At 34.0% G+C, this 13,756-nt stretch carries 10 protein-coding genes and 1 pseudogene; all 11 read right to left on the reverse strand.

Translation table 11 applies throughout. The features are described 5' to 3' along the window. Positions 1-18 precede the first annotated feature (18 nt). Positions 19-1,962, reverse strand: a complete 1,944-nt coding sequence (locus PKC55_RS07630; protein ID WP_291126839.1) for a transglutaminase-like domain-containing protein — start codon at positions 1,960-1,962, stop codon at positions 19-21. 83 nt (positions 1,963-2,045) lie between these two features. After that, positions 2,046-4,538: a TonB-dependent receptor gene (locus PKC55_RS07635; protein WP_291126837.1), complete on the reverse strand. Its 2,493-nt coding sequence runs from the start codon at positions 4,536-4,538 to the stop codon at positions 2,046-2,048. Positions 4,539-4,606: 68 nt separating this feature from the next. Further along, complete coding sequence (lepB, locus tag PKC55_RS07640; protein ID WP_291126835.1) at positions 4,607-5,485, reverse strand: signal peptidase I; 879 nt, start codon at positions 5,483-5,485, stop codon at positions 4,607-4,609. After that, entirely contained in the window at positions 5,472-6,011 is a 540-nt protein-coding gene (locus PKC55_RS07645; RefSeq protein WP_291126833.1) for a hypothetical protein, read from the reverse strand. Before PKC55_RS07645 ends, lepB begins: the two co-directional genes overlap by 14 nt. Positions 6,012-6,058: 47 nt before the next feature. Beyond that, a complete protein-coding gene (locus tag PKC55_RS07650; protein WP_291126831.1) occupies positions 6,059-8,389 on the reverse strand; it encodes a hypothetical protein in 2,331 nt (776 codons plus the stop codon). 37 nt (positions 8,390-8,426) lie between these two features. Beyond that, positions 8,427-8,876, reverse strand: a complete 450-nt coding sequence (locus PKC55_RS07655) for a hypothetical protein (protein WP_291126829.1) — start codon at positions 8,874-8,876, stop codon at positions 8,427-8,429. A 24-nt stretch (positions 8,877-8,900) separates the two neighbouring features. After that, a complete protein-coding gene (locus tag PKC55_RS07660) occupies positions 8,901-10,088 on the reverse strand; it encodes a DUF4221 family protein (protein ID WP_291126827.1) in 1,188 nt (395 codons plus the stop codon). Between the two features lie 70 nt (positions 10,089-10,158). Beyond that, positions 10,159-10,401, reverse strand: coding sequence for a hypothetical protein (locus PKC55_RS07665; protein WP_291126825.1), 243 nt, complete (start codon positions 10,399-10,401; stop codon positions 10,159-10,161). Positions 10,402-10,462: 61 nt separating this feature from the next. Further along, the gene (locus PKC55_RS07670) at positions 10,463-12,319 is read right to left on the reverse strand and encodes an O-antigen ligase family protein (RefSeq protein ID WP_324372510.1); all 1,857 of its coding nucleotides are present in this window, start codon (positions 12,317-12,319) and stop codon (positions 10,463-10,465) included. Positions 12,320-12,808: 489 nt separating this feature from the next. After that, positions 12,809-13,240, reverse strand: a pseudogene (locus tag PKC55_RS07675) (PhzF family phenazine biosynthesis protein); the annotation flags it as partial. Positions 13,241-13,420: 180 nt separating this feature from the next. Beyond that, positions 13,421-13,756 (reverse strand): ATP-binding protein, encoded by a 336-nt coding sequence (locus PKC55_RS07680; protein ID WP_291126819.1) that lies wholly within the window; start codon positions 13,754-13,756, stop codon positions 13,421-13,423.

Consider the following 13,756-nt stretch of genomic DNA (forward strand, 5'->3'; position numbering starts at 1 on the left):
CCTCTATTTTTTAATCTGTCACCACCAGATTTGCTTTCCATCCCTATATAAGAATACCCGTTCATCCCAACCTCTTGTATGATTCTTTAGCCACAAAAGAGCACTAATCGGGACACTCTTATAAATGATATATTTATCTTCAGCTATTTGTATACCAAGAGATTTCCATCCTTCAGACGTCCAATACATCAATTCATACTCATCTCCAGAACGAACATTATTATCGTCACTACGATAAACACACCTTATACGATCAATTTTTACAGACTTACCAAAATCCATCCCTATCCATGCACCATTTGGAGCTTGGGTTTCAAAATGTGTAAGCCAGTCATTATCAAATGTATTTTTTCCTTCTTTTCCTGTGACACCTAAAGAACCTATTATTTTACCGATAAACCTTTCTGTTTTCCCATCTTGATAAAATTGCAATTCTGCAATGTTACAATATGAACTGTCTGCTCCAACAAACCGCCAGTATCTATACAATTTATTTGCGTCGATTCTTATCAAATCAGGGTAGTTTATATCCTCAATTGCATAAAGTGTTTTATGACTTGAAAAATCGGGAGTATTAGAGGCTTGTATCTTTCCGCCCAAAATACGATGTTCCATATTCACTACATTTTCTTTTTTATGATATTTACGGGTTAGTATTACATCCTGAAAAAGAGTATTATCTGCGATACAAAATTCTATATCTCCATTCTTATGAAGAATAAAAGGATGGCTCATCGGCATTAATTTATTACCATCGAACCCTAATACTATATAGAGAATATTCCTACCCATGTTTTTAAACTCCACACTTTTTCCCTTTACAATACCAATATCGATGATATTCCAATCTGTGTCTTTCCCATTGAACACAGCAATATATGCGTATTTATCTTTTATATCATTTCTAATAATTGGTATATCAATATCACTTGTTACAAAATAGCGATCGGTTACGTCCTTCCGAAAAACGTTTAAATAATAAGGATGTAATGTTTCTTTATTATATTCTTCTATTTGCCGATTTATAGCATATGTCTGTCGAAATATCTTAGGTATTCTTTCGTGAGGAAAAAATACTTTTCCAGGATCAGTTGTTACATCCCACTCTGCGGGTAAGAGTTCTCCCTTATCATTTAGGAGTGTATACCAATCATGCCCTGCGCGGTATCTGCCCCATTGTGGAGTTCCATCAATAACAACGGGAATCCCCATACTTCTCATTGTTGCAACAGCAAGATTAACGTAATCAGTACATTTTCCAAAAGTCATTTTTGATAAAAGTTCTGTACTGAAAAATGGATACCAATTATAAGCATACAAACCCAGAGGTTTGATCTTTCTTTCTATATCTCTCCGTACAATTTTTGCGGCATTGAAAGGAGAGTCGTACTCCACGTCATTGTATAACATCAAAGAAAGCGTATCTCCGAATTTTACGGACAAATTATCCCTCCAGTTTTCCAGTTGCTGCGGTTCGAAGCATTTATAGGGTAAGATATACTCGCAAAATTCTTCAAAATTAAGATGTGCGGCCCATGGTTTAGTCTTCCACAAATTAAAAGCATCTTCAATATTTTTAATTAAGAAATCCGATGTTATTATCTTAGCATCTTCGACTAATTCATTCTGAAGATCCCCATTTAGCTTAGTAAGGATTAGAACACTATCCCTCTGTTTTATTGGCTCCATTGCGGATAACAGAATACTTTCAACATCCTTATAGTAATTTTCAGATTTGTTTCCCACATGAGATTTATGGCCTGGCATATTTTCTATTAGAAAAATGGCAGCCTTGAGCTTTAATGAATCAGCTTTATTTTTAGAATAATAGGCAATAACTTTTTCCAGCTCAATCCGGTTTGTGCCCGCTAAGGACAATGTATATTCAATATGTGACGAATCTTTATTACAAGAAAGGAGAAATAAGAATCCTCCAATCATTACAAATAGGATATTTTTCATAAACTATATTTTTAACCGTTTAACAAATAAAGAGATGAAATTTTCGGTTTGTTGTATTGATACATGAATATAAATAGCTTTTCCTATTTAGTTTGATTTTCAATTTGATCTTCATCATTATTCTTGCTGGCTTTTATAATATCATCATTAATAATCGTTTTTTGTACTTTCTTTATTTTTGTTTTCATTTCTCCAAAACGGAAAGAGACAGATATACCAAATTGACGAACCTTGTATGTGTTTTTTGATTCTGAATAGAAGTCGTTAGTATTGATTGAATTGCGAAACTTCTTATTCTTTTCCAGTGGATTCTGGGCATAAGCGCGAATTTGTAAACGGTTTTTTAATATTACTTTTGTAACAGACATACTATGGAAAAAATAGGAAGAGCCCTTTCCCTGTAGACTAATTTGTCGACTGGAATATCCACCATTTATATATGCTCTGAAATTGTAAGGGAATGTATATTCCCCCCCAATAACGATATTACCAACGAATCCGCTGTTTGTAATTCTTATAGCTGATTCAGAGTTAAAATCGGACTTTAGGTCGATATACCGACCGTCAACATTACTATACATGGTGATTTTCTTATTGGGAACCCAATTTACATAGGCTGATAATGCTAAATCCTTCTTTTTCCCAATATTTTCAAATGTAGTTTTTGATATACCGTTTTCCCTTGTCGTTATTTCAACAATTCCATTATTTTCTACATCGTAAGATAAGTTAGTTATAAAATTGACAGATCGGGTGAAAAAACTATAATTGATATTAAGTTTGTGGTTCTGTACTGCATCCAATTCAGAATTACCTATTCTGATATTATTGGGATTGGATGTATCTTCATATGGATTTAATTGATAGATACCCGGGCGTTGGACGCGCATATTATATCCCAAGCGAATATTTTGGGTTGGTTTTATTTGATAAGCGATGGTGGCTGAAGGCATTAAATTTGAATATTCGTTTTCAAAGTTTTTATTTTCTGCTTCAGAAAATTCAGCCTGTAACGATGTTATTTCGTAGCGGAGCCCTGTTTTTATCCCCCACTTCTTTAGTTTAGCACTATAACCGGCATAGGCTGCCAAAATATTTTGTTCATATTTAAAATCATCATATAATCGTGGTTTATTCACCCACTCTTCATTATTATCTATAAAATCATATCCACTATTACTCTTGTTGGAGCGCATGATATATTTTACGCCGGTTTCTATGCTGTGTGCTTTCCCAAATGGAGTAATAAAATCAGACTGGATTGTATGCTCTTTCATTTTTGCATCCGTAAATTGCTTATTTGTCTCTGCTGATTCTGGAAGAATGCCAATTACTGGAGTAATTAAATTTTCCGATTTTCTATTATTCGGATTCGAACTAAATCTGTATGATACTGTCAATAATTGATTCTTTTTGTTGAATGATCGTTGATAATCAAGGTTGATGTCAGTTGCGCCATCCTTCTGTCTGGAATAATTATCAAGATCATATATATATTGAGTTGTATAATCTATACTTTGCATTTCTGTAGTTCTCATAAAATCGGACTTTGCACTTCCTTTATATCGGTTTATGCCTAGAGAGAGGAGGCTAAGAGAATCAACCTCAATGCTGATCTCGCCATTCATAACCTGTCCGTTTCTATTTGTTTTGATAGAACCATTTTGTTTTTGGTATCTGTTCAGACTATTATTATAATCCTCAGTGAAACTGTTAGTATTTCCTTTCGGTGTTTTATTTTGATTATAATTATAGCCTCCGGTGAATCCTACTTTACCATATTTTAGCTGTAAGAATACTCCACTGCCAAATCCACCAAAATCATTTGCACGGCCATTTAATGTAGCTGTATAACCTGTTAATAAGCTATTTCTTTTCATTACCACATTGATAATTCCTGTAATCCCCTCCGAATCATATTTAACTCCGGGGTCAGCTATTACTTCGATTTCCTTTATTGAATTCGCAGGCATACTGCGCAGTACGTCTTTCGGATTGCTCATTATCATATTTGATGGCTTACCGTTAAGATATATTTTATAGTTTGAAGAACCTTTCATCTGAAGATTTTCATCTCCATCGAGTGAAAGCAGAGGTACTTTTCTAAGCATCTCCAGCACATTGCTTGTTTCAGATTCGGGATCATCTTCCATATTATATATTATTTTATCTAAGTCTACTTTTACTAACTGTTTCCTCACAGATACTACAACTTCGGATAAATGCTTATCTTCATCCTGTAAATATATAACACCCATGTCCATAGTTTCAGCGGTTCTCGCCTGAATTGATTTAATCATAGTTTTTTTGCCAATAAAATCTACTGTAATAAAATAATCACGTTTTTGATTCAGATTAAATGTGTAGTTTCCATTTTCATCTGTAACAAATATTTGTAACACCTTATCAGGATTTACCTTATTTTTTATTTTGATTGTCGCATATGGAATAACTTCATTTGTTACTGAATCCTTAATTTGCCCTTTTACAATAAAATTAGAACTCAGATCAATCTGGCTTGAGACTGAAATAAAAGAAAATATTAAAAAAGTAATTAACAGGATACATGCTTTCATTATATATTTTATATTTTTTAAAGTTAATAGTTTTATATATAGCTCGTTAACTGGTGTTAAGCTGAAGGTTACTCCAGAGCCTTTAAGAATCTTTCTTTTCGAAACTTATTGGTAATCGGATCTGTCGATCTTAATATATGTGTTGCTACTCCTACAATAGCTTTTTCAGGTAGCAACCCCCAATATCTGGAGTCGTACGAATTAAATACATTATCGCCTCCAACAAAATAGTAGTCATCTCTAAAACAATAGCTTTCAATTTCAGATGAACCCAAATACACTTTATTTCCTTTTAGGGTTATATATCTGCCTGTTTCATAGTTTATTATTGACTTGTAGAACTCTATATTCTTATGATCTAATTTGATTGCACATGCTTTTTTAGGGATATATAATGGTCCCCAATTGTATATTGACCAATTACAACAAAATGAGTCATAAGGAAACGTTTCAATATCACGACAGAAATTAAGTAGGTCTTTTCTGGATATTGTGGATAACAAATATTGATTAAAGTAATTTCCATAAATAGTACTTGTTCCATTTATCTTATAAAAACCATTATCAATACAAACATTATCTCCAGGTAATCCGATACATCTTTTCACATAGAAATTATTATAATCTATATCGATTCGAGTATTTCCTTTTCTGAAGGGGAAATTAAACACAATAATATCATTCCTTTTTATAGAACCTATTCCTCTTATCCTCTTTGCATCTTTTTTATCACCCGTTCCAAAAAGAAATCTGGGACCGTGGATGAATTTGTTAACAAGTAATTGATCCCCGTCTATAAGAGTCGGATACATCGATTCTGTATGTATAGAATAAGTCGAAAAAATAAACAGCCTGATAAATAGCATAATAAAAAACACCATTACAATAACTTTAATAATGAAAGCTATTTTCTTACCGTATCTTTTATTTAGCTTACTCTTTGTCATTATTAATAATTTCTTTATATATTTCCCATCGATGAGGATCTATAACCGGATTGCCTATCGATAGTATTTTATTTTCTCGATTTAGCAAAAAACATTGAAATTCAGGATTGTCAGGCAAAATATTTACTTTGTTAAATACCATTGCCTTATCAATAAAAACAGTCTGATAGAATTCTTCTGCTCTTAACAGATAATATAGTTCTTTCTCATCCTGAAGCTGAAAATAAAATATGAAATCAAGCTTCCCTCTAAATGATGATTCTGATTCGGTCATATACTTTTTCCATGCTTCAAGATTAAGTTTACAGCCGGTACAGCCGGTAGAATCTGTAAATATCAGAAGTTTATAAGGGAACGTAAATTTATCGTAAGTGCTATCGCTTTTAACAGAGTAAGGTGAAGAACCTTCCGGAAATATAATAGTTTTCCCTACCCATTCCTTTTCAATACTCTTTCGATCTAGTCTGTTACTACATGATATCAGAAGGCATGATATTAAAATAATATATATTGATTTTTCATCCATATTCTGCTTATTAGCTTAAAATAGTTCGTTGATATTTGTTTTGTCCTCTATTCGTTTTGTCCATACCTGATAACATTAAACTCTCCCTGAGAAACACCCAATAATCCATTATCCCCGATGCCTTCTATCCGCCCAACAAATCCGGTATTTAAATCGGAGGTATAAAATTCAAGTGTCACCTCTCCTTTCTCATCTGTTATAACTGAAGGATTCCACAATAATGTATTACGGGTGTCGGGCAATGATGAGAGCATTTCCATCTGGTTCGGCATATAAAACTCACGTTCTCCATAATATCCCTTTATACGCCAAAGATTATTCATCCTAAGTAGTTCCTCGTCGCTATATTCGGTACCTTGGTAAATAATATTTTTTATATCCGCCACGTACCATCTCCCTTCTTGACCTCTGGGAGCATATTTAATCAGAGTATAAGTTTTGCCCTTAATCGGATAAGATTTTTTTCCTGTATACTCTGAACCTAACAATCCTACTGGATGATGAGAATAACCAGACCTATAATCATTAAGGAAATAAGGAACAGGATGTTTATTACAATCACAAACCCACGGACCCAGATTCATCTGCGCCAGACTGTCCAGATGCCCCATATATTTATCCCTTAATGGTTTGTTTGACTTTGCAGAGACTGTCACTTCTTTCAATAATACCGTCCCAAATTGATTGACCAGAGGCTCTCTGTCAATCGGGTCGTGTTTTACGCGACTGGTATCAACAAAAGGATAGTATCTTTGCTTACAGCTACGGATGGAATTTATGTTTTTAAACGGATCTTCAATAATTAGTTTCGGACCGTTATCTTTACCGACTAATGGCTTTACATAGAGGTAGCCACCACGAAGCTCGTAAAGGATTTCAGGGTCGATAGAAAAATGACCGAGTGTGTCTGCCCAGATAAACCCGGATCGTTCTTTGGCATCAAAAACCTGAATCATTTGTTCGGTATTCCTCATCTTTTTATTCTTGATGGTCTGTACTCCATTGACTTCATCACTTAATAAGGGATTACCAGGGTTGTCCTCTTTTTTGTATTTCCATCTATAACGACGCCAGCCTTGAGTCATCAGCAATAAATCAAGAGCTTCTTTCCTGTCTGTATTTTCCTTGTCGAAATAATAGTAAGGGTTATGTATATTGCCCTGTATCTGCGATGAAAGCAGACAATGGGTTTGTATGTTAACAGGATAAGAATGATCGGAATAAGCCTTGTCGAAGATACTGACTCCCAGATGAGCTTTGACCGGATTACCGTTCTCATCCGTTATTTTTAGTTTTAGAAGAGCCTTGTTCCTGACCACGTAAACTCTCTTGTCAAAGCTGGCGGATATATTTAGTTCTTTATCCGAGTGAATGAACACAAGCCTTTCGGCTACAGGATTTTCACGGTCATCAAATAGCGTGAATTCGGCTATTCCCTGAACAGGGAAATCAGTCTCCTTGATCGGGATCTTTATTCTCAGGCTATCCCTGATTAAAGCTTTTACCAGGCAACAAGGAGTTCCTCCCATTTGCCCCAGTATATAGATCTTTTGTTCGGGTAGGTCACAACTTTGGTATACCATAAATTCCAGAAACTCCTTATTCTGACTTAACAGATGCAATCCGAATCCCTGTGTTTGTATAGCTGGAAGAGGATATCTTTCTCCGTTGGGCAATTTGATCTGGTATGCTTTATCGGCAGATGGCGTGAACGAGAGTTGCCCCATACCGTCATGTCTACTTTTGAAATCGGTGACCATAGAATCGTTTTCGAAAAGCTCTCCCGAAACATCAAGGGGATTGCCTTTTCCGTCAGTAGCTTTGAAAGCTACTACTGATCGTACTCCCGAAACAAGATTTCCGCCTTCGGGGAAAACTTCAAACCTCAAACTATCTGTCAATTTGCCCTCTTCTCTTTTTCCAATATTCCCAATATTTTTCACCACCCGTATTTTGCGGATAGAGGAAAAGGCAGAACTGTCACTATAAAAACTGTTTTTTGTATAAGCTTCCAAGATATAAGTACCTTCCTGAAGTTTTTCGTCCAGATAAACATGTCCATTGGCAATACCGTTTACCAATGGATATTTTTCCTGCCACACGATACTATCCGACTCACTGCCGACTACCTGTAGATACAGTGTTTTGCATCCGGTCGAGAGGGAATGATCACGTGCATCTAACTGATACGCTTTAAACCAAAGGTCTTCACCAGTCTCGTAAATATCCTTGCTGGTTTGCAGGTAAATCATTTCAGAAGGTGCATCCTTATATCCCTGGATCAATTGTGCCGGTATGGAATCGAACGCCGTTTGACCCAAGAGAGGAAATACCCTGAAAATGAAAAAAATTAGGAATATGGATAGGAATAGCCGCATGATGGTATAAAAATTTTAATGAATTAAATGAAATTTATCATAGCTTTTTCTTCAGTTCGTGAAAAGCGGCGGTATTGGGCGACTGAAACAAATGACGAATGATATTCCCATTTTCCAGTTCTATGATGCATGGGTAGATTGTATTCCCTGTCGGCATTTGATAAATTTTCTCTTTGTCAATGTAAATGTTTGAATAATCCGATAGTTTTAACTCTACCTTTTGTTCCAATATTTTCAGGGAGGATATATTTGTTAAAACAAAGAGGATTCGTGAGTCATCGACATGATTTTTCATGAAAAGTTCAGCCTCCACAATACATCCATGACATCCCAATCCCGGCAGGATAACCAGCCATTTGTATTGAGGGTCAACACCAATTTGGGCAACGATATCAACCAGATATTCATGTTCAACCTCCTCAGGTTTATCTTTGCACCCCAGAAAAAGAGAAATTAGTAAGAGTAATAAATATATTGTTTTGTTCATATTGATATTTGATTCAGTAGTTTATTAATTCAAGAATTTCTCTAATGTAAATATTTTAAAGGTCAGATAATCTTCATCGAGTTCATCTGTAATATATTCGATATTTAATCCTTCTTTTGTTACAAAGGAGTTTCTCCAGTTCCATTCACGCTCGGTTCCAATGCGGGTCTCACCTAAATAATTGAAAGTTTCATCCCAAATAGTAATAGAAACAGGCTTATTCTCCAGAGGAGTCTTAAAGGTTGCTTTGGGTATACGTTCCAATAAGAATCGATAATAAACATTCCGGTAAGGATCATATTTTATTGCAGTATAAATATCACTTTGCAAATAATGTTTAAAGACTAGTTCTTTAGGAGTATTTTTTATATTATCATAATTTATAGACTCAATGGTTCCTGCAACATTACTTCCAGCATAAATCGTTTTGAAATCATTTGCTCCGATGTTGGAATTATATATATCATGGGACACCGGATAACTATGGATCATCGTCCCGTTATTCAATAATTCGGGATATACGGTTGTCTGCATCCCCCCTTCCCAATTCGCATCGTTACCATATAGTTCTTTCGGATAAGTATGTTTATATTCCGCCTCATTGCTTTTCAAATCAAAATAACAAGTGAAACGAAATTCATCAATTCTTTCAGATGGTATCGAAGGAATATACTGTCCGGTCAATATTAATTTTCCATCATATTCGAATATAGGATTTGCAGCACTTAATACATATTGAGGGTGATGAAGAGGCCAGTTTTTGTCACTACTATGTAATGTAATTTTCTTTTTCATTAAACCGGAACTATCGACAAGTGATATTGCTACTCCAGACATATCATAGACATAGATCGAATCCCAATTCTTTATATAATATCCTGAAGCTTTGCGTATGCTTTTTTCTGCATCACCATCATATTTGATTGAACGTATAAAGGCTGTGTCGGCATAATCATAACAATATATCTTATGATTATACTCATTCAGTAATGTCAATAGTGTTCCTTTTGTAGAATCATTGATCAATTGGATATATATCGGTTTGGGTGCTGTCACCGAGTCTAATCTAAATTGCATTTGGTCTTTGGCAACGAGTTGATAGGTACCTGTCAATTTTCCTGCATTGATGTTTTTGTTTATTATCGTAGACTTTTCATTACAAGAAACGAAAACGAATAAAAACAGATATAGAATATAAATTTGATTACACATATGATTTGTAATAATAACTAAAGAGTAAGGCTACCATGACAACCTTACTCTTAGATTGTTAATTAATTAGTCACCAAGGGTTGCAGTCACGATACCCTGGATTCCAGTAACAGTTTCCCGATAATTCATAACACATACCATCAGAGGACCAACTCGAAGCTGGCTTACACTCTGCTGCATTCGCTAGAGGGGTACTTATCAACTCAGATAAGGTTACATCCGAAGCTCCTTTATCCATATTGATAGTTCCATTTAGAAGCATGGCAGAGACAAAAGCAACCACGCAAAAAACTGTTAAAATTTTCTTTTTCATCATTTTAATTTTAAGTTAATAATAAAACATAAGAGAGTGTAAATCCCGGGTGAACACAACCTCATTTTTTGTTTAAGATATTTCTCATTTCTTCTTTAATTTCATTGACTGCTGTACTTTCTATTTTAGGCTTTTCATTCAATAACCCGTACGCTATATTAATAGCTTTTTCATACTGATTCGTTTCATCATACAATTTTGCGAGCAGATAGCGTGTATAGAATCGATTGGGGTTCATTCGATAAGCCGTCAGATATGCTTGTTCCGCTAACACATACCTCTTTGTCGCCTTATAACTGTCTCCAATAGCCGTAAAAGCAACAATATTGGAATATTCCTTAATAGCATCCGAAAGAATTAAGATCGCAGTATCATACTGGGTAGAAACAACAAGAGTTTTTCCATAATTAGTCAGAAAATCTCCGTTTCTAGCCAAAATAAAATTTGTTTTTGAATAATATTCTAAACTCTTGTCATAGTCATCTATAGAATAAAACTGATAAGCCTTATTCCAATTTTTCCATGCTTCGATATAGCTTGAGATGTATTTGAAACTTAAAGAAAATACTAAGATTGAAAAAAAGAGAACTGTACATTTTAAAATGTTATTTATTTTAAACTCAATCGTCCATTTCTTTAGATCAAAAAAAGCAAGTAATCCCATGTAACAAACAGCATTTACTTTGATCGGCAATATTTGAGATGGATATGAAAACAACCCAAAGATCAAAATTCCGAATAGTCCTGTTTTCAGGATAAATATAAGATATCGATTCAGTCCATTACTAGGGATTTTGATTAGATGAAAGGCTAAAACAGAAATGAAGATTAATCCGATTAGTCCGTTTTCTGCAATGAATTGAAGAGGCTCATTAAAACAATATTCAACATCTCCTGCGACAGCGATTGAAGAGGATTGCGGATTTTGTGCAAAATATTCTGCTTGTTCATTCATGTAAAACGACTTAAATCTGTCAAATCCGACTCCAGAAATTGGATTTTTCTCAATCATGCCTAATGTTACTTTCCATACTAATAGACGCCCTTTTGCGGAATCTACCTTATACTTGTACATTGCAAAACAACCTATAATCAACACTATAATGACACTTATTAGAAGTGTTTTAATTTTTATCGGATGGAGGTCCTTTAACCTTTTCAGCAAAGAAAATTTAAATGAAAATATTATGATTGAAGTACAAATAACACTAAACCATGCTGCACGTGATTCTGTTACAGGCAGAGTAATAAAGATTAGAATGATTGCTAGAAGTGACATAGATCTTAGTGCGTTACTATTTTCTAACAAAGCATTTTCTTTTATCTTTAAGTCCTTTGTAAAGTATAAGCCTAATATGATAGGAAAAGAACTCGCCAAATACCCTGCATATGGACCAGGGTTAAAAAAGCCTCCAGTTAAAGAAAATTGATTATGCTGAGATTTTAATATGTCCCACAATTGAAGATTGCCATATATGCATTGAATGATAGAACTAAAGATAATTGCAGTGAGAATAAGAATAAACTGTTTGTGTTTGATCACCCTAAGTGATAAATACAAAAAACACAATCCTAGAAGCTCTAAAACCCTATTGGTAACCGCCCCATCTTTAATGATACAGTTAATGAAAACATAACAAACAGTGATTATAAGAAAAATATCTACATTACATATTGCAAGGGTAATAGACTTTTTATATAGAAATTTTATCAAGATTAAAAAGAACATAATCAATATAGAAATTAAAAAAACAGATGTCTTTCCACTTACAGCACCAAGCATAAATTCATCCGTTGTAAATACAGGCAAAAAGATTACCTGAATTATAATAAATGCAGTTATAATATAATTAACAACGTCATTAAATGAAGTTTTTTTCTGTTTAAAACAATATGTTATAGAATCTATGTGAGTCATATTTTAGATTTCATAGAAAATTATATGTTAACAAATCTTATTGTGTTTATAAAGGCAGACGACTAATATTCTCGCAAAGTAATAATTCTATCTGATACGTGAAAGCTTAAAAAAGAGCTACATACTACAAATCCTAGGTCTGTATTACAATATCTTTGGTATTTCTATCTTAAGAGATTAGCTGATGATTTGTAATAAAATTAACTTAAAAATAGGGATTTCAATTGTTAATAGAATACAGTAATTAAAAAAAGTTAAAAGTTTAATTGGGGGTGTTTTGGATAAAAACACAAAAACATGAAAGGTGAAAACATATTTTCCTGCCCAATTGGTTTCTAATCTTATTTTATTCTTTTAATTTATCAATTTATCGTTTGTAGTCCATAAGTGAATTATCAGATCAAAATATAGACAGACAACTAAATGGGAGTCTTTAAAACTCTAGATACATCAATTGCTAACTGCTCTAAATATAATCAGAAAATGATACTATGCCTGCTTCTCTTTATTTACCCTTGAAACAATACAATTGTTAGGGCTTTTGAATCTCTCTATTAAGTTTACTCCCATAATCTCATTAAACCGAGAGGAAGAGGAGGTCATTTCTGAAAGTTGATATGTCAGAAAATTCATTTTTATCCAGTCCAATCCTTGTGAAATAGTCAGATTTAGTTCTTGCGCCTGAAAAGTAAATTCCTGATTATTACCAAAAAGTCCGAGTTCATATAAAATATGATCACTTGCCAATGTTGCACCTCCGCATAGAGGAACTTCCTGTTTAGTTGTAAAATATCTAATCGGAAAAGAATCTCTCCCTATTTCAATAAATGCAGTCTCCGAAAGATTCATTTCCATCGCAATAAACTGGATATAATTATCGTTAGGAAATTTATCTACTATACAAACTCCGACTGGATTACCTCGAAAAACTTCTTTGTAATGCCCAGTAAGATTATCTAATGTCTATGGAAATAACACTAAAAAGCCTCCCATCCGCCAATTTAAATTGACCCCTTGAAAAGTTTTTGTTAAGAAGTAAAAAAAGCAGTCATTTTATGTTTGTAAAAAGCTATCATTTTTGTCGGTTTTACTAATTAAATTTCACAAATATAAACATTCTTGATTAGACTTTTTACGTCTGAGCGATTCACCGGACAATTCTACTCTGATAGACTGATGCTCGATCCTATCCAAGACGGCATCAGCAATTGTTTTCTCACCGATAATATCATACCATTGTTTGACTGGTATTTGTGAAGTAATTAAAGTAGACCTCTTACCATGCCTGTCTTCGATGATGTCCAATAGGGTAATCCTCGACTGTGAGTCAAAAGGTTGCAGGCCAAAGTCATCGAGGATTGGCTGATCAGTCCTCTCTATTCGCTTAAAATCGTTTAAAACCGTTCCTTTTACTTTAGCTATCTTTAGCTGACTCAT

It is taken from the genome of Dysgonomonas sp. (assembly GCF_035323175.1).
Lineage (GTDB): Bacteria > Bacteroidota > Bacteroidia > Bacteroidales > Dysgonomonadaceae > Dysgonomonas.

Coding starts and splice junctions, on each gene's coding strand:
- PKC55_RS07635 (WP_291126837.1), bottom strand. CDS start 4,538: ATGAAAGCATGTATCCTGTTAATTACTTTTTTAATATTTTCTTTTATT.
- PKC55_RS07645 (WP_291126833.1), bottom strand. CDS start 6,011: ATGGATGAAAAATCAATATATATTATTTTAATATCATGCCTTCTGATA.
- PKC55_RS07670 (WP_324372510.1), bottom strand. CDS start 12,319: ATGACTCACATAGATTCTATAACATATTGTTTTAAACAGAAAAAAACT.
- PKC55_RS07665 (WP_291126825.1), bottom strand. CDS start 10,401: ATGAAAAAGAAAATTTTAACAGTTTTTTGCGTGGTTGCTTTTGTCTCT.
- lepB (WP_291126835.1), bottom strand. CDS start 5,485: ATGACAAAGAGTAAGCTAAATAAAAGATACGGTAAGAAAATAGCTTTC.
- PKC55_RS07660 (WP_291126827.1), bottom strand. CDS start 10,088: ATGTGTAATCAAATTTATATTCTATATCTGTTTTTATTCGTTTTCGTT.
- PKC55_RS07655 (WP_291126829.1), bottom strand. CDS start 8,876: ATGAACAAAACAATATATTTATTACTCTTACTAATTTCTCTTTTTCTG.
- PKC55_RS07630 (WP_291126839.1), bottom strand. CDS start 1,962: ATGAAAAATATCCTATTTGTAATGATTGGAGGATTCTTATTTCTCCTT.
- PKC55_RS07650 (WP_291126831.1), bottom strand. CDS start 8,389: ATGCGGCTATTCCTATCCATATTCCTAATTTTTTTCATTTTCAGGGTA.
- PKC55_RS07680 (WP_291126819.1), bottom strand. CDS start 13,756: ATGAGTCAGCTAAAGATAGCTAAAGTAAAAGGAACGGTTTTAAACGAT.